At 74.2% G+C, this 14,737-nt stretch carries 14 protein-coding genes; 2 read left to right on the top strand and 12 right to left on the bottom strand.

All coding sequences use genetic code 11. From position 1 onward, the window contains the following. Nucleotides 1-248: 248 nt before the first annotated feature. From ACFYW1_RS24440 to ACFYW1_RS24390, 11 genes are all read right to left on the bottom strand, one after another. The gene (locus tag ACFYW1_RS24440; protein ID WP_388996960.1) at nucleotides 249-914 is read right to left on the bottom strand and encodes a nitroreductase; all 666 of its coding nucleotides are present in this window, start codon (nucleotides 912-914) and stop codon (nucleotides 249-251) included. A gap of 133 nt (nucleotides 915-1,047) precedes the next feature. Next, complete coding sequence (locus tag ACFYW1_RS24435; protein WP_388996958.1) at nucleotides 1,048-1,560, bottom strand: hypothetical protein; 513 nt, start codon at nucleotides 1,558-1,560, stop codon at nucleotides 1,048-1,050. Between the two features lie 311 nt (nucleotides 1,561-1,871). Further along, nucleotides 1,872-2,651, bottom strand: coding sequence for an SDR family NAD(P)-dependent oxidoreductase (locus ACFYW1_RS24430; protein WP_388996955.1), 780 nt, complete (start codon nucleotides 2,649-2,651; stop codon nucleotides 1,872-1,874). Between the two features lie 50 nt (nucleotides 2,652-2,701). Further along, complete coding sequence (locus ACFYW1_RS24425) at nucleotides 2,702-3,916, bottom strand: cytochrome P450 (protein ID WP_388996952.1); 1,215 nt, start codon at nucleotides 3,914-3,916, stop codon at nucleotides 2,702-2,704. Nucleotides 3,917-4,149: 233 nt separating this feature from the next. Then, nucleotides 4,150-5,190, bottom strand: a complete 1,041-nt coding sequence (locus ACFYW1_RS24420; protein ID WP_388996949.1) for an NAD(P)-dependent alcohol dehydrogenase — start codon at nucleotides 5,188-5,190, stop codon at nucleotides 4,150-4,152. 56 nt (nucleotides 5,191-5,246) lie between these two features. Then, nucleotides 5,247-6,020 carry an SDR family NAD(P)-dependent oxidoreductase gene (locus tag ACFYW1_RS24415; protein ID WP_388996946.1) on the bottom strand — a complete coding sequence of 258 codons (774 nt, stop codon included), beginning with the start codon at nucleotides 6,018-6,020 and terminating at the stop codon, nucleotides 5,247-5,249. Further along, the gene (locus ACFYW1_RS24410; protein ID WP_388996943.1) at nucleotides 6,017-6,688 is read right to left on the bottom strand and encodes a TetR family transcriptional regulator; all 672 of its coding nucleotides are present in this window, start codon (nucleotides 6,686-6,688) and stop codon (nucleotides 6,017-6,019) included. The genes ACFYW1_RS24415 and ACFYW1_RS24410 overlap by 4 nt, the downstream gene beginning before the upstream one ends. Before the next feature lie 170 nt (nucleotides 6,689-6,858). Next, nucleotides 6,859-8,079: a PP2C family protein-serine/threonine phosphatase gene (locus ACFYW1_RS24405; protein WP_388996940.1), complete on the bottom strand. Its 1,221-nt coding sequence runs from the start codon at nucleotides 8,077-8,079 to the stop codon at nucleotides 6,859-6,861. A gap of 247 nt (nucleotides 8,080-8,326) precedes the next feature. Continuing rightward, the gene (locus tag ACFYW1_RS24400; protein WP_388996937.1) at nucleotides 8,327-9,046 is read right to left on the bottom strand and encodes a GNAT family N-acetyltransferase; all 720 of its coding nucleotides are present in this window, start codon (nucleotides 9,044-9,046) and stop codon (nucleotides 8,327-8,329) included. Beyond that, nucleotides 9,043-9,963 (bottom strand): NADP-dependent oxidoreductase, encoded by a 921-nt coding sequence (locus tag ACFYW1_RS24395; RefSeq protein ID WP_388996934.1) that lies wholly within the window; start codon nucleotides 9,961-9,963, stop codon nucleotides 9,043-9,045. The genes ACFYW1_RS24400 and ACFYW1_RS24395 overlap by 4 nt, the downstream gene beginning before the upstream one ends. Before the next feature lie 179 nt (nucleotides 9,964-10,142). Continuing rightward, the gene (locus tag ACFYW1_RS24390; protein ID WP_388996931.1) at nucleotides 10,143-11,573 is read right to left on the bottom strand and encodes an amidase; all 1,431 of its coding nucleotides are present in this window, start codon (nucleotides 11,571-11,573) and stop codon (nucleotides 10,143-10,145) included. Between the two features lie 162 nt (nucleotides 11,574-11,735). On the opposite strand from ACFYW1_RS24390, the gene ACFYW1_RS24385 reads away from it, so the two are divergent. After that, a complete protein-coding gene (locus ACFYW1_RS24385) occupies nucleotides 11,736-12,377 on the top strand; it encodes a TetR/AcrR family transcriptional regulator (protein ID WP_388996928.1) in 642 nt (213 codons plus the stop codon). A 391-nt stretch (nucleotides 12,378-12,768) separates the two neighbouring features. Beyond that, complete coding sequence (locus ACFYW1_RS24380; protein ID WP_388996925.1) at nucleotides 12,769-13,749, top strand: RNA polymerase sigma factor SigF; 981 nt, start codon at nucleotides 12,769-12,771, stop codon at nucleotides 13,747-13,749. A gap of 55 nt (nucleotides 13,750-13,804) precedes the next feature. On the opposite strand, the gene ACFYW1_RS24375 is transcribed toward ACFYW1_RS24380, so the two are convergent. Then, nucleotides 13,805-14,713 (bottom strand): NAD(P)-dependent oxidoreductase, encoded by a 909-nt coding sequence (locus ACFYW1_RS24375; RefSeq protein ID WP_388996922.1) that lies wholly within the window; start codon nucleotides 14,711-14,713, stop codon nucleotides 13,805-13,807. Between the last annotated feature and the right edge of the window lie 24 nt (nucleotides 14,714-14,737).

The following is a 14,737-nucleotide window of genomic DNA, read 5'->3' as shown; positions in this document are numbered from 1 at the left end:
CGACAACGATCTTCGCGGGAGAGAGTCCGGAAGGGTTCCCCGGCAGGTACGTCACCGGACCGGTGTTCGCTCACGACGGCGGGGCGCCAGGGGCGAGTACGTCGGACTCTCCGTCCCCCGGGTCTTCGGCGGCTCGTCCCCGGTGCGGCGGGCGGCCGTTGGCCCGCGCGGCGGACACGTCATCGGTTCGGGCGCCGTACCTCCGGCCCGGGCCCCGGGGTACTCGGGCGGCCCGGTTCTCCCGGTGATCACGCGCCGATGAAGCTCACGGTCTCCGTCATGTCCGCCCGTCCGGTGCGCAGGGGCGGCACGCCCTCCTTCTCGAATCCGATCGCGAGCCCGCAGAACAGCGTGAGCCCGTCCTCTGCCCCGACCGCCCGGGCGACGGTCTCGCGGTACATCGTCCACATCACCTGGGGGCAGCTGTGCAGCCCTTCCGCCCGCAGCAGCAGCATGACCGTCTGCAGGTACATCCCCGCGTCCCCCCACTGTCCGGGCCCCATCGCGCGGTCGAGGTAGCAGAACAGGACGGCCGGCGCCCCGAACGCCCGCGTGTTCAAGGCGGCGATCTTCCTGGGCCTCTCGGGGTCGTCGCGCTCGATCCCCAGCGCCGCGTAGCGCTGGGCGGCCGCGGCGGCGAAGCGGTCCAAATACGGCGGGGTCAGGTCGGCCGGGTACATCGGGTACTCCCGCTCGTCGCCCGGGTCCCCGGCCAGTGCCCTGGCCGTCGCGCGTTCCTTCAGCTCGGCCAGGGGGTCGCCGGTCACGACGTACACGTGCCACGGCTGGAGGTTCCCGCTCGACGGGGCCCGCCCGGCTGCGGACAGCACGCGTTCGAGCGTCTCCACAGCCACCGGCTCGTCGCTGAACGCCCGTACGGCCCGGCGGCTTTCCACGGCCTCGTACACATCCACGTTCTCTCGCCCTCCCGCTCGACAACGGTCCGCCCCCACCGTATTCAACGGTCGACGCCGGCCGTCGCCCGGCTCCGGCAGCCTCCTGACGGGCCGTCGGGTCGTGGGGGCCGACGGTCCGGCGGGCGGTTCGTCACTCGTCGTCGGCGCCCTGCACGTCGACGGGCCGGGTCCCGTCGAAGGTGACGAGGATTCCGTACGGGTCGCCCATGCCGAGCCCGCTCTCGGCGAAGCGGATCATCCAGCTCCGGTCGTTCCACACCGTTGCCTCGGGGAGTCCCCACGGCGGCTCCGGAAGGTCCAGCCGGTCCAGTTCCTCGGCCGTGAGTCCGTACCGCTCCTCCCGGAGCCGGACGCGGCAGTACTCCACGGCCCGGGCGACGAGGACGTCGAACCGGCTCACGACATCGTGGGCGCGCCGGAGGGTGGCCGGCTGCGGCGGTGCGGGCGGTTCGATCACCAGGTTGACCCCGGCCGGGTCGGCGCCCGCCGGTACCGGGAAATCGCCGCTCCAGCAGGCCAGTGAGGGCGGGCTCTCCACCCGGCTCAGCGCGAGCCCGGCGATGTGCAGGGTCGCGGGCAACTCCGGTTCGGTGCCGGGCTTCTCACTGCCCCGGCTGTTCGGCGGCACTCCGTCGGCGGACATCCGCCCAGCATAGGGCGGGGCCGCACCCGGGAAGGACGGGCCGTCCGGTCCCTCCCTGCCTGCCCCGGCCGGTCCGGATGCCGCAGCATCCTCGTGCGGCATCCGGACCGGCCGAGGCATACGGAGCCGTCATGGCCGCCGCCCGTCCGACCGTGCCGGTGCACGTGAGACCCACCTGCCTGTGCCGTCTGTGATGACAACACCTGGCCGGCCTCCTCCTGATCACGTCCGCGGGGACGCCCTCGCGCACCCTCACGGGGAACTCCCCGCGGACCGACTGCCCGGCCCGGTCCTGACGGCGTGTGCCGGGCTCAGTGGACGGACAGTCCGCCGTCGACGAAGATCGCCTGTCCGGTGACGTATCCGGAGGAACGGCCGGCCAGGAACACCGCCGCTCCGGCGAAGTCCTCGGCCAGGCCGTTGCGGCCGACCATCGTGCGCGCGGCCAGCGCGGCCACCTTCTCCGGGTCGGAGGACAGCCGTGCGTTGAGCGGGGTCATGACGAAGCCGGGCACCAGCGTGTTGCAGGTGACGCCGTGCGGCGACCACGCCTCGGCCTGGGAACGGGCCAGCGACTCCAGCGCCCCCTTGGAGACCCCGTAGGCGCCGCTCTGGACGAACGCCCGGTGCGCCTGCTGGGAGGTGACGTGGATGATCCGTCCGAAGCCCCGCTCGGCCATGCCGGGCCCGAACCGCTGTCCCAGCAGGTAGGGCGCCTCCAGGTTCACCGCCATCGTGGCGTCCCACACGTCCTCGCCCAGCTCGTCCATGGGCGGCCGCAGGTTGATCCCGGCGCTGTTGACGAGGATGTCGGGCTCGCCGAACACCTCGGCCGCCCGTTCCGCGGCCGCCCGCACTCCGTCGCGGGTGCTCAGATCGGCGCTCACCCAGGCCGCCCGGCAGCCCTCCGCGACCAGTTCGTCGACCGCGGCGGCCAGTTCCGGCTCCTTGCGCGCCACGATCACGACCCGCGCGCCCGCCCGCGCGAGAGCACCGGCGATCGCACGGCCGATCCCGGAACTGCCGCCCGTCACCACGGCGACCCGGTCGTCCAGCGAGAACAGTTCGGAGAGATAGCGCTGCGAGGTCATGTCCGCACCCTAGACGGCACGTCCACGGCGGCAGGAGCCGGGCGGGCATTTCAGACGAGACGCACCGGAAGGGTGGCGAAGCCGTACGAGATGAAGGACTCCAGCGGCTCGGCCGGTGCCGCCCCCTCGTCCAGGGACAGGCCGGGGAAGCGGTCGAACAGGGTGGGAAGGGCGATCGACGCCTCCAGCCGGGCCAGTGGGGCGCCGACGCAGAAGTGGACGCCGTGGCCGAAGGAGAGGTGCTCCTTGTCGGCCCGGGAGACGTCGAAGCGGTCCCCGTCCGGGCCGTGCCGTCGGGGGTCGCGGCCGGCCGCGGCGTAGGGGGCCAGGATCGCGTCGCCGCGCACGAGGGTGGCTCCGCCGGGGAGCTCGATGTCCTCGACCGCGTAGCGCAGCGGGAGGTTGGCGACCGGCGGGGACCAGCGCAGGGTCTCCTCGATGACGTCGTCCCAGGAGAACTCTCCGTCCAGTACCCGGGCGAGCTGTTCGGGGTGGGTGAGCAGGGCGTGGACGGCGTTGCCGATCAGGTTGACGGTGGTCTCGTGGCCGGCGGAGACGACCAGGAGGAGGGTGTCGACGAGTTCGTCCTCGGTGAGGCGGGAGCCCTCCTCGTCCCGGGTGGCGATCAGGACGCTGGTGAGGTCGTCGGCGGGCCGCTCGCGCTTGGCGGCGACCAGGCCCGTGAGGAGTGCGTACGCCTCGTGCAGGGTGGCGAGGGCGGCCTCCGGCGTCGCGGTGGTGTCGAAGATCTCGCCGACGAGGCGTGCGCTGTCGGTCCTCCGGTCCTCGGGGACGCCGAAGAGCTCGCAGATGACCGCCACCGGCAGTGGGTGGGCGAAAGCGGCCCGCAGGTCGGTCCGGCCGTCGGGAACGGCGGCCATCCGGTCGAGCAGCGTCGCGGTGATCTCCTCGACACGGGGCCGCAGCGCGTCCGTCCGCCGTTTGGTGAAGGCGGGCGCGACGAGCCCGCGCAGCCGTCGGTGGTCGGCGCCGTAGGCGGTGAACATGTTGGTCACGCCCACCCAGTTGTTGATCCAGCCGTCCCGGTGCTTTCCCTCCTGCCAGGCCGGCCAGTGCCGGTTCGGGTCCTTGGACACGCGGTCGTCGGTGAGGAGTTGCCTGAGCACGTCGAATCCGGCGGGGGCCCATGCCCTGATACCGCCGGGGAGTTCGACCGGGGCGACCGGTTCGTGGCGCCGGAATTCCGCCGCCTCGCCGTGGATGTCGCGCCCCGCGGGGTCGATGACGATCGGCTGCTGTCCCATGGAGATCTCCCGTCTGCGTTGCGGCACGGCCGGAACGGGTGTCTGCGGTACAGGAGTTCATCGTCGGGGTAGTGCGACGGAGCGTGAAAGGGCGTGCGACGGCGCACATCGGCCGGGGCAACGGCCCGCGCGCCCCGGGTGGGGATGCGGGGGCCGGTGGCCCCGGCCGTACGGCGCACGGCGCACGGCCGGGGCGGATTCGCCCCGGCCGCGGGAAGGCGGATCCGGTCCGCTCAGCCGTTGGGGAGGATGACCGCGCGGCCGTTGATCCTGCCGTGGTGCAGTCGGTCGTACGCCAGCGGCGCCTCGTCCAGGCCGTACGTCTCGACGTGCACCTCGACCGCTCCGGTGCGGGCGATTTCGAGCACCTCGGCGAGTTCGGAGCGCGAGCCCCAGTACGGGGAGGTCACCGTCGTGTTGTACGGCAGGGAGCCGAAGCCGACCGGCAGCGCCCCGCCGCCGAGGCCGACGACGGTGACGTCGGAGTCGATGGCGGCCGAGGCCCCGGCCGTGGCGACGGTGGGCGGCGCCCCTACGAAGTCGAGGACGACCTGCGCCCCGGTCCCGCCGGTCAGTTCGCGGATCTTCGCCGCGGCGTTCTCGTCGGACAGGACGGTCTCGTGGGCGCCGACGGCGCGGGCGAGGGCGAGCTTGTCCTCGGAGACGTCGAGGGCGATGACCCTGACGGCCGTCATGGCGCGCAGCAGCTGGATCGCGACGTGGCCGAGGCCGCCGGTGCCGATGACGACGGCGGTGGCCCCCGGCACCAGCTTGGGCAGCGAGCGCTTGATGGCGTGGTACGGGGTCAGCCCGGCGTCGGTGAGCGGTACGGCCCGGACCGGGTCGAGGTCGCCGAGCGGCACCAGATGGCGCGGGTCGTCGACGATCATGTACTCGGCCATGGCGCCGGGCGCCCCGAGTCCGGGCGGCATGATGCCGAGTTCCTTGGCGCGCAGGCAGTAGTTCTCCTTGCCCTCGGCGCACTTGACGCAGGTGCCGCAGCCCCACGGGCCGTAGACCGCGACGGGCGTGCCGACCGGAAGGCCGTCGATGCCGTCGCCGAGGGCGGCCACGGTGCCGACGCCCTCATGGCCGAGGGTGAGCGGCAGCGGGAAGGGGATCTGCTCCGCGGGCTGGCTCATCACGGCGATGTCGGAGTGGCAGACGCCCGCGGCGGTGACCTCGATCAGCACCTGTCCGGGGCCCGGTTCCGGGTCGGGCACGGTGACGACCTCGGGTGCCGCGCCGGCGGTGCGGTACTGGACTGCCTTCATGGGATTCTCCTCGCTCGCTTCGTTCCATTGCTCACCCCCGTCGGTCGTGCCGCCACTCAGGAGGCGGAGTAACCGCCGTCCACCAGGTGGTAGCTGCCGTGGATGAAGGAGGCGCGGTCGGAGAGCAGGAAGGCGGTCAGTTCGGCGACCTCCTCGGCCGTGCCGAGGCGTCCCGCGGGGTGCAGCGAGACGAGGTGGTCGCGGGCCGGGCCGTCGGTGTTGCGCAGCAGCGGCGTGTCGATGAAGCCGGGGCCGACGGCGTTGACGCGGACGTTCCGCGCCGCGTATTCGAGGGCGGCCGTCTTGGTGAGTCCGACGACGCCGTGCTTGGCGGCCACGTAGGCGGGCGAGCCGGCGAAGCCGTTGGTGCCGAGGATCGACGCCATGTTGACGACGGCGCCGCCGCCCGCGGCGACGATGGCGGGGATCTCGTGGCGCATCGAGTAGAAGACGCCGCTGAGGTTGGTGGCGACGACCCGGTCCCAGTCCTCGACCGCGTACTCGCCGGTGGGGTTGCTGGGACCGCCGATGCCCGCGTTGTTGACGGCGAGGTGCAGGGCGCCGAAGGTGTCGACGGCGAACCGGACGCCCGATTCGACGGAGGCGGGGTCGGTCACGTCCATGGCGACCGCGGCGGCCCGGGCGCCCGCGTTCTCCAGCTCGGCGACCGCCTTGCGGGCGGCGTCCTCGTCGTGGTCGGCGACGACGACGCTCGCGCCGCCGGCGGCGAGGCGGTGGGCGACGGCGAGGCCGATGCCGGAGGCTCCGCCGGTGACGAGGGCGGTCCGGCCGGCGAACTCCTGGTCGGCGGGGGTGAGGGGGGTGCTCATGACGGTGCGTTTCCTTCCGTGGTGCTGTGCGGCGCCGGTCCGGCGGGAAGCGGCGTGAGCAGCTCCCCGGAGAGGGCGTCGAATGCCTGCCCGACCAGTCGGGGCAGGTCTTCCCGCTGTCCGGCCCGCGCCCAGGCGGCCTGGGCCGCCAGGAGTGCCCCGGCGCCCGCGGCGACCGTGACGGCGGGGCGCAGGTCGTGGTCCGGATCGACTCCGAGCCGCTCGGCGACGATCGCGATCGAGTCCTCCTGGGCGTCCACCCGGATGTGGTGGAACGCCGCGTAGAGGGTCGGCTCCCGCTCGGCGAGGACCAGCAGGTCGAAGATCCCGGCGCGCCGGTGCCACGCCTGCGCGCCGGGGTCGTCGAGCCAGTCGTGCACGGCGCGGCGGTAGGCGGTGAGCGGGGGTTCGCCGGCGGGACGGGCCCGCAGGGCCTCGTTGATCCGGTCGCCGTCGCCCCGGACCGAGTCCAGGACCGCGGCTTCCTTGCTCGTGAAGTACCGGCTGAAGGTGCGCCGGTCGACGTCCGCGCGTTCCGCGATCTCCTCGACCGTCACCTCCCGCAGTCCCCGTTCGAGCACGAGCTCGGACGCGGCCTGCGCCAGTGCGTCCCGGGTCCTGCGGGCCTTGCGGCTCCGCCGTTCCGGGCTCTTCCGTTCCGGATTCATGGTTGTACCGTACACCTGAAAATGTCCCGACGCGACACAAGTCTCGTCGGGACATTTTTCGGTGCGCCGTGCCGTGCCGTGCCATGGAGAACGTCCGCGGGGCGCCCTTCCGTGCTTCTCCCGCAGGTGTCGGCCGCGTACGGCACCGGCCGCTCCCCGGGCTCCGGCGGTCAACGGGCGCTGAACACCTCGGCGGCCCGGCGGGCACCGTGCCCCGGGTCCCCGGTCCGGCGCGATTCGGCCACCGTGGTCCGGCGCAGGGCGAGCGCGGCGATGTCGTCCCGCCGGACGCCGCCGGAGAACGCCTCCAGGTCCGCGTGGAGCGCGTCCAGTACCGCGCAGGGCTCCAGTCCCGCCCAGCGGGGCAGCCGGGCGTCCAGCGGGTAGAAGGCGCCGGACGCGTCGCGGGCCTCGGTGACCCCGTCGGTGAAGAGCAGGAGCGTGGCGCCGGCCGGGAAGTCCAGCGGTTCCGAGGCTCTGGCCTCGGGGCTGAGCTCCGCCATGCCCAGCGGGACGGACGTGCGGCGCAGCGGCAGCGCGCGGGCCGTGTCCCCGTGCAGCAGCCGGGGCGGCAGGTGGCCGCAGTTGACGGCCCGGACCCGGTCGCTCCCGTCGAGGCCGAGCACCAGGGCGGTGACGAAGCGTTCGGTCTCGCCGGTCTGGGCGGAGAACGCGTTGTGCCGGGCGACCGCGTCCTCCAGGGCATCGACCACCCCCGTCAGGTCGGGCTCGCGGATGGCCGCCTCCCGGAACGCCCCGAGCACGGCGAAGCCCGCCCCGATCGCGGCGAGCCCCTTGCCCTGGACGTCCCCGATGATCACCCGGGTCCCGTAGGGCGACTCGACGACCTCGTAGATGTCGCCGCCGACCAGGCCGTCCTCCTCGATCGGCGTGTAGATGCCGTGGGCGAGGACCTGCTCGGTCGGGATCGGCAGCGGGCGCAGGATCTGGCGCTGGAGCGCGCCGGCGGCGGAGCGCAGCCTGGCTATCTCGGCGGCGTGGCGGATCCGCAGCGCGCACGAGCCGACGCCGAGGAAACAGGCCAGCGCGGTGAAGGCGACGCCGATGGTGACGTCCCAGAACGTCCCGCCGGTGACCAGGCGCGAGCAGACGACGACGATCATGGTCCAGGTGGCCACTCCCACCGTCTGCCGGATCGTCCCGAAGACGGAGACCAGGGCGGGGACGACCACCAGCAGGGGTACGAGGTGCAGGTCCGTCCCGGTCTCGATGTCCAGGAGGACGACCAGGGCGGTCAGCAGGGCCAGCCCCGCGAACAGCGCCGGGTTGCCGACCCGCGGCGCGCGTGCGGCGGCCTCCCCCGCGTCCGCCGTGCCCGGGAGTGCCGTTCCACGTGTCGCACGCCGACGCCGGCGACGCCCGATCGTCACAGCTGACTCCTCCCGCGCTCCGCCGGCCCCGTGCCGGCGTCCGTCTCCAGTCCACCCGGTCCGAGGGGGCGGATCACGAGGCTTACGGCCCGTCGGCCCCTGCCGAAGGTCCCCGTGCGAAGCGGGTACGGACCTTCGGCCCGGACGCTTCGGGCCGAAGGTCCCCCTCCTGACGCCTCCGGGGCCGGGGTCCGGGCGGCGGCGGATGCCGTCGGCTGCCGGGCGTCGTGGCCTCGGGGCGGGCGGGTCAGTGTGCGGCGGGCACGGCGTGTTCCGGTACGAGCGCCCCGAGGAAGGACGTCCGGCGGCGGAGCACGAATCCCATCGATTCGTAGAGCCGGACGGCGTCGGTGTTGGAGGCCGCGGCGTGCAGGAACGCCGTTTCGCCGCGCTGCCCGATCTCGTGGACGACGGCGCGCACGAGGCCGGTGCCGAGCCCCTGGCCGCGTACCGACTCGTCGGTGCAGACGGCGCTGATCTCGCTCCAGCCGGGCAGGCGCAGCCGTTCGCCGGCCATCGCGACGAGCACCCCTTCGCGCCGGACCCCGAGGTAGGTGCCCAGTTCGACGGTGCGGGGCAGGAAGGGTCCGGGCCGGGTGCGCTCGACCAGGGCGAGCATGTCGGGCACGTCGGCGGGTCCGAGCCGTACGGCCTGCGGGAACGGGGCGGCCTCGACCCCGGCGTCGACGAGCTGGACGCCCTCGGCGTCGAAGAAGACCTCCCAGTCCTTCGGCGGCGGCTCCCGGAAGGCGGTGATGGAGATGGCGCCCCCGGGTCCGGCGAGCGCCGCGGCGTCGGCCCAGTCCTCGGCCTGCGGCTCCTCCGGGAGCGCGACCCAGGGGGCCACGTCCACCGGGTAGCGCAGGATGCGGCCGCGGCGCTCGGCGAAGTGGCCGTGCGGGCCGGTCAGCGCGGCGCGGACCGGGTTGTCCAGCGGGTGCGGGCCGGCGGAGGACCGGGGGCTCATCGGGCCACCTCGATCACGACCTTGCCGAGCACGTGCCCGTCCTCCACGGCACGCAGCGCCCGTTCCGCCTCCGCCAGCGGGAAGGTCCGGGTCACCCGTGCCCGCAGGACTCCGGTGACGGCGAGGTCCGCCACCGCTTCGAGGACGGCGCGGGTGCGGGCCCGTGCGACCGCCGCCCCGCCGAGCTCCACGGCCAGCGGCTTGCCGCCCGCGCTGATCAGTGCGGCCGGGTCCGCGAGCAGCGGGGCCGCGGCCCTGAGCGTGTCGCCGCCGACCAGGTCGAAGACCGCGTCGATGCCCTCGGGGGCCGCCGCCCGGACCCGTTCGGCGAAGCCGGGACCGGAGTCGACGTGGACCGCGCCGAGCGACTCGACGAAGTCCTTCTTGGCGGCGCTCGCGACACCGACGACCCGGACGCCCTCGTGCCGTGCGAGCTGCACCGCCGCCGTCCCCACTCCGCCCCCGGCCCCGGTGACGAGGAGGGTGGCGCCGGGGGCGAGGCCGAGCTGCCGGATGCCGTCGTACGCGGTGGCCGCCGCGACCGGCAGCACCGCCGCGTCGACGAACGACAGTCCGGCCGGCTTGTGCGCCGTCACCGCCACGGGCAGCAGGGTGTACTCGGCGTACCCGCCGGCCACCGGGTTGCCGAAGACCTCGTCCCCGACCGCGAAGCCCTCGACCCCCGGCCCGACGGCCTCGACGACCCCGGCGGCCTCGCTGCCGAAGACGGTGGGGAACGGCTGCCGCTCGCCGCCCGGCCTGACGTACCCCGTGCGCAGCTTCCAGTCGACCGGGTTGACCCCGGCCGCCCGGACCGCGACGAGCAGTTCGCCGGGCCCCGGCACCGGCACGTCCCGCTCGACGAGTGCCTCCACCTCCGGTCCGCCGTTGCGGGTGAACACGTACGCCTGGGGCATGGCTCCCTCTCCTGTTCCCGGTACCGGCGGCCGGACCGGCCGCCACAGCAACAGCAAAGCCCGCGTGCCTGCGGGTATTCCCGGGGCCGAGGTGCTCATCGAGCCGCGACGGCCGGGCCCGCCGTCCGGGTCGTGCCGGGCGCGCGGGTCCGGCACGCGCCGCGGCCGGGCGGCCCGGGTCAGCCGGTCGGGCCCGCCGGGCGCGGGTCGATCGGGGTGAGCACTCCGAGCCGGTCCTCGACCGCCCGGGCCGCGTCCAGGCACAGGTCCTCCCGGAAGGCGCGTCCGACGATCTGGACCCCGCAGGGGAGCCCGTCGGCCAGGCCCGTCGGCACGGCCACGGCGGGCACGCCCACGAAGCTGGTCACGGTGCACAGGCGCATGCCCGAACCGACCCGGTCCCGGCCCGCGTCGTCGCGCGACTCCAGCCCCGGCTCGACCGGCGGTTCGGTGAACGAGGGGCCGAGCAGCAGCGGGTACGTGTCGAGGAACTCGGCCCACGAGCGGCGGATGCCCATCCAGGTGCCCATCAGCTTCATGAGCTCGTCGGCGCTCGCGGGCGGCGTCCGCTCCATCGCCCTCGCGATGTAGCGGTCCCCGCCGTCGCCGAGCAGCGTGCGCACCACCGGCCAGGTGGGGGCGAACTCGGTCACGGTGATCCGGCCGTACGCGTCGAGCGCCTCGTCGATCCGGGGCACGTCCTCCACCTCGCACACCTCGTACCCGGCGTCGCGCAGGGCGTCGGCGGCGGCCCGGACGGCCCCGCGCACGGCGGGGTGGACGCCGTGCCCGCCGGGGTCCGCCACGACCGCGACCCGCACCGGGCCGGGCAGCGGTTCGCCGCGCAGGGGCACCGGCACGGCCCTCGGGTCGCGCGGGTCGGTCCCGGCCAGCACCTCGTAGGCCAGCCGGAGGTCGGCCACGCTCCGGGCCAGCGGGCCGTCGGTGACCAGCATCTGGGAGGCCGGGCCCGGGTCGTCCGGGCCGAGGACGCGGTGGTCCGCCGGGAACCGGCCCGTGGACGGCTTCAATCCGGCCACGCCGCAGAACTGGGCCGGGACGCGCACCGATCCCCCGGAGTCGTTGCCGAGCCCCAGCGGTGCCATGCCCGTGGCGACGGCCGCCGCGTCGCCCCCGCTGGAGCCGCCCGGGGTCAGGCCGGGGTGCCACGGATTGGCCGTGTCGCCGAACAGTTCGCTCCGGGTGTGCATCCCCGCCAGGATCAGGGTCGGCATGTTGCTGTGCCCGATGGGGATCGCCCCGGCCGCGCGCAGCCGCGCCACCGGGGGCGCGTCGGCCCGGGCGACCAGGTCGCGGAACCGCTTCGCGCCGAACGTGGTCGGCACGCCCTCGATTGGGGTGCTCTCCTTCACCGTGAACGGCACGCCCGCGAGCGGCCCCAGCTCCTCGCCCGCGGCCCGCCGCCGGTCCGTCCGCGCCGCGTCCGCCCGGGCCCGCTCCGCCAGGAGCTGGGTGACCGCGTTCACCCGCGGGTTCACCTCGGCGATGCGCTCCAGGTGGCTGTCGATCAGCTCGACGGCCGAGATCCCGGCCGTGCGCACCGCCTCCGCCTGCTCGGTGGCGGACATCTTCCACAAGGGGTCCCGCACGGCGGTTCCTTCCTCCCCGGCGCGCGCCCGGACGGCGCGCGGTCTCCTCCGGCACACGTTCCGATGCGCCTGTATCGGAACGGTACCCCGGAACCGATACGGGTGCATCGAATAAACTGCGCCCCGGAAACGACCGGGGACACGGACAGGAGGCGGCCGGACATGCCCAAGCAGGTGGATCACGCGGGCCGGCGTCATCTCATCGCCGAGGCGGTCTGCCGCCTCGCCGACGAACACGGGCTGGAGGGCGTGACCCTTCGCGACGTCGCCGCCCGCGCGCAGGTGTCGATGGGCGCCGTCCAGCGGTGTTTCCGCACCAAGGAGGAGATGCTCGTGTTCACGCTCGGCCACATCGGCGAGCAGGTGGGCCAGCGGGTGCGCGCCCGCCTCGTCAGGAGCCCGGCCCAGTCGGCCCGCACCGCCCTGGGGCACGCGGCCGCCGAGGTGTCGCTGCTCGACGAGGCGCACCGCGCCGAGGCCAGGGTCTGGCTCGCCTTCCTCGCGCAGGCCGCCGTGGACGAGTCTCTCGCCCGGACGCTCCGGTCGAACTACGCGGCCCTGCAAGGGGTGTTCGCCCGGCTCGCCGCAGAAGCCGCGAAAAGCGCCGAGGACGCCGGGGGCCCAGAGGGTGCCGCGCCGTTCGATCCGCTCGTCGAGGCCCGCACACTCCTCGCCCTCGCGGACGGCCTCACCGCGCACGTCCTCATCGGCCACCTCGGGCCGCAGGAGGCACGGGAGGTCGTGCACACGCATCTGGAAAACCTCTGGGAGCGCCTCTCCCGGCCGGCCCACCCCGCCTCCTGATTACCCATCAGGCATCGCGGGCAGGGCCGGTACGGTGACCGGCGCCCGTGGTCCACGGGTGGCCGCACCGTCGATTTCGACTCAACTACCGTTGGATATGCGCCGATCGGTCCCCATTGCGCCGATGGCTGTGGCAGTCTGAAGGAGACCGCCCCACCGGGCTCCCCCGTACCGGTGGGGCGGTTTCGCCGTCCCGGCCGTGCCGGCCGCCCGCACCGCCACCCACCTCCGTCCTTCCGCCGTTCTTCCAGGCTGATATGACGGGGCATCACGACGATTCCCGGCCATTGCCGCCGCCCGGCCTGATCGACTTCCCGTTTCCCCGCATGGGATCTTCCTCCGTGGGCAGGCGCTCACACCTCATGGCCTTCGACCAGGGGAGCGTGACGAGATGACGGCGCACACTGCGCGGACCGCCGGTGCGGAGCGGACCGGGAGCACGGACCGCGCACGACCGGTACCGGACGACACACCGGCCGGCACCGACGCGGTTCCGGCGACCGGCCCGGAGCCCGACGGGGGCGCACCGGCCGCGGAAACAGCCGGGGACAGCGGCGGACTGCCGTGGATCGAGGACGCGGGGAAGGTCGCCCCGGCCGACGCGCGCGAGCTGTCCCGGCTGTTCTTCGACCGGCTCCGGGTCCTGGAGGAGGGGACCCCCGCCCATCAGTACGCGCGCAACACCCTCATCGAGATGAACCTCTCCCTCGTCCGGTTCGCCGCGGGGCGGTTCCGCAGCCGGGGCGACGACATGGAGGACATCGTCCAGGTCGGCACCATCGGGCTGATCAAGGCCATCGACCGGTTCGACCTCTCCCGCGAGGTGGAGTTCACCACCTTCGCGATCCCGTACATCACCGGGGAGATCAAACGATTCTTCCGCGACACCACCTGGGCGGTGCACGTCCCGCGCCGGTTGCAGGAGTTGCGGGTGGACCTCGCCCGGACCAAGGAGTCGCTGGTCACCGAGCTCGACCGCGACCCCACCGTCCCGGAGCTCGCCGAGCAGCTCGGGCTGAGCGAGAACGAGGTCACCGAGGGCATCGTGGCGGCCAACGGGTACGCGGCGGGCTCGCTGGACATGCCGGCCGCCCCGGCCGCCCACGGGCGGCCCGACAAGCGGGGGCGCACCTTCGCCGATGTGCTCGGCGGCCCGGACCCCGCCCTGGAAGCGGTCGAGAACCTGCACACGCTCGCGCCGCTCCTCGGCCGCCTCGACAGCCGGGAGCGGCGCATCATCGACATGCGTTTCGGCCAGGAGATGACGCAGGCCCTGATCGGCAAGGAGCTGGGCATCTCGCAGATGCACGTGTCCCGGCTGCTCGGCCGGATCCTCCACAAGCTCCGCAGCGGGATGTTCGTCGAGGAATGACCCCCGCCGCGACGGCCCGGGGCCGCCCGGAACGCCCGGCACCGGGCGGCGGGGCTCAGCCGGCGGTGGCGTCCGGGGCGCGGCCCGCGTAGTACGTGGCGATCATGTCCTCGCCGCCGTGTCCCGCCGCCTCGGCGCGCGCGAAGCGTTCGGCCGACGCCTCGACCAGGTCCAGCCGCACCCCCGCCGCCCGCGCCGCGTCCAGGATGAGCCGGGTATCCTTGAGCGCGGTGGACAGGGCGAAGCTCGGGGCGAGGTCGCCGGAGAGGACCGCGGCGGACTTCCCCTGCAGATAGGCGGTGTCCAGCGGGCCGCCCTTCATGACGTCGAGGAAGGTCCGCGGATCGACGCCCAGCCCCTCGGCGAGGTTGAGGCACTCGGCGATGTTGTTGACCATGGTGATCACCCAGGTGTTGACCACGAGCTTGAGCCGCGAGGCCGCCCCCGGGGCCTCGTCGACCCAGACCGTGCGCCGCCCGATCGCGTCCAGCACGGGTTCGACCCTCCCGCGGACGGCGGCCGGGCCCGCGACGAAGACCGTCAACGCGCCTTCTTCCGCGGGCTGTTTCGTACCGGAGACCGGCGCGTCGAGATAGACCGGTCCCAGCTCCGCCGTGCGCCGGGCGAGCTCGGCGGTGGCGTCGGGCCCGACCGTCGTGCTCTGGAGCAGCGCCTGACCGGTGTGCAGCCCCCCGGCCGCGGCGTCGAGCGCGGCGGCCACGGAAGGTCCGTCGTTGAGCATGGTGAGGACGACGTCGGCGCCGCGCACGGCCTGCTCGGCCGTCTCCGCGACCGTGGCGCCGTCGGCCGCGAGCGGGGCCGCCCTGGCGTGCGTACGGTTCCAGGCGCGGACCTCGATTCCGGCCCTGAGCAGGCTGCGGGCCATGCCCGATCCCATGGTTCCGGTGCCGAGGACGGCGACGACCGGCCGCTGCGGGGCGGGGTCGGTGGCGCTCGGGGTCATGCGTGGGCTCCCTTCGTCGGCCGC

The organism is Streptomyces sp. NPDC002669 (assembly GCF_042889165.1).
Taxonomy (GTDB): Bacteria; Actinomycetota; Actinomycetes; order Streptomycetales; family Streptomycetaceae; genus Streptomyces.
Note: the sequence above shows the minus strand (reverse complement) of the source record. Positions and strands in the feature narration are given on the sequence as shown.

Bases quoted from the DNA above. Each gene is read 5' to 3' on its own strand.
- ACFYW1_RS24435 (WP_388996958.1), bottom strand. From the start codon at position 1,560: ATGTCCGCCGACGGAGTGCCGCCGAACAGCCGGGGCAGTGAGAAGCCC.
- ACFYW1_RS24430 (WP_388996955.1), bottom strand. From the start codon at position 2,651: ATGACCTCGCAGCGCTATCTCTCCGAACTGTTCTCGCTGGACGACCGG.
- ACFYW1_RS24425 (WP_388996952.1), bottom strand. From the start codon at position 3,916: ATGGGACAGCAGCCGATCGTCATCGACCCCGCGGGGCGCGACATCCAC.
- ACFYW1_RS24420 (WP_388996949.1), bottom strand. From the start codon at position 5,190: ATGAAGGCAGTCCAGTACCGCACCGCCGGCGCGGCACCCGAGGTCGTC.
- ACFYW1_RS24415 (WP_388996946.1), bottom strand. From the start codon at position 6,020: ATGAGCACCCCCCTCACCCCCGCCGACCAGGAGTTCGCCGGCCGGACC.
- ACFYW1_RS24410 (WP_388996943.1), bottom strand. From the start codon at position 6,688: ATGAATCCGGAACGGAAGAGCCCGGAACGGCGGAGCCGCAAGGCCCGC.
- ACFYW1_RS24400 (WP_388996937.1), bottom strand. From the start codon at position 9,046: ATGAGCCCCCGGTCCTCCGCCGGCCCGCACCCGCTGGACAACCCGGTC.
- ACFYW1_RS24395 (WP_388996934.1), bottom strand. From the start codon at position 9,963: ATGCCCCAGGCGTACGTGTTCACCCGCAACGGCGGACCGGAGGTGGAG.
- ACFYW1_RS24385 (WP_388996928.1), top strand. From the start codon at position 11,736: ATGCCCAAGCAGGTGGATCACGCGGGCCGGCGTCATCTCATCGCCGAG.
- ACFYW1_RS24380 (WP_388996925.1), top strand. From the start codon at position 12,769: ATGACGGCGCACACTGCGCGGACCGCCGGTGCGGAGCGGACCGGGAGC.
- ACFYW1_RS24375 (WP_388996922.1), bottom strand. From the start codon at position 14,713: ATGACCCCGAGCGCCACCGACCCCGCCCCGCAGCGGCCGGTCGTCGCC.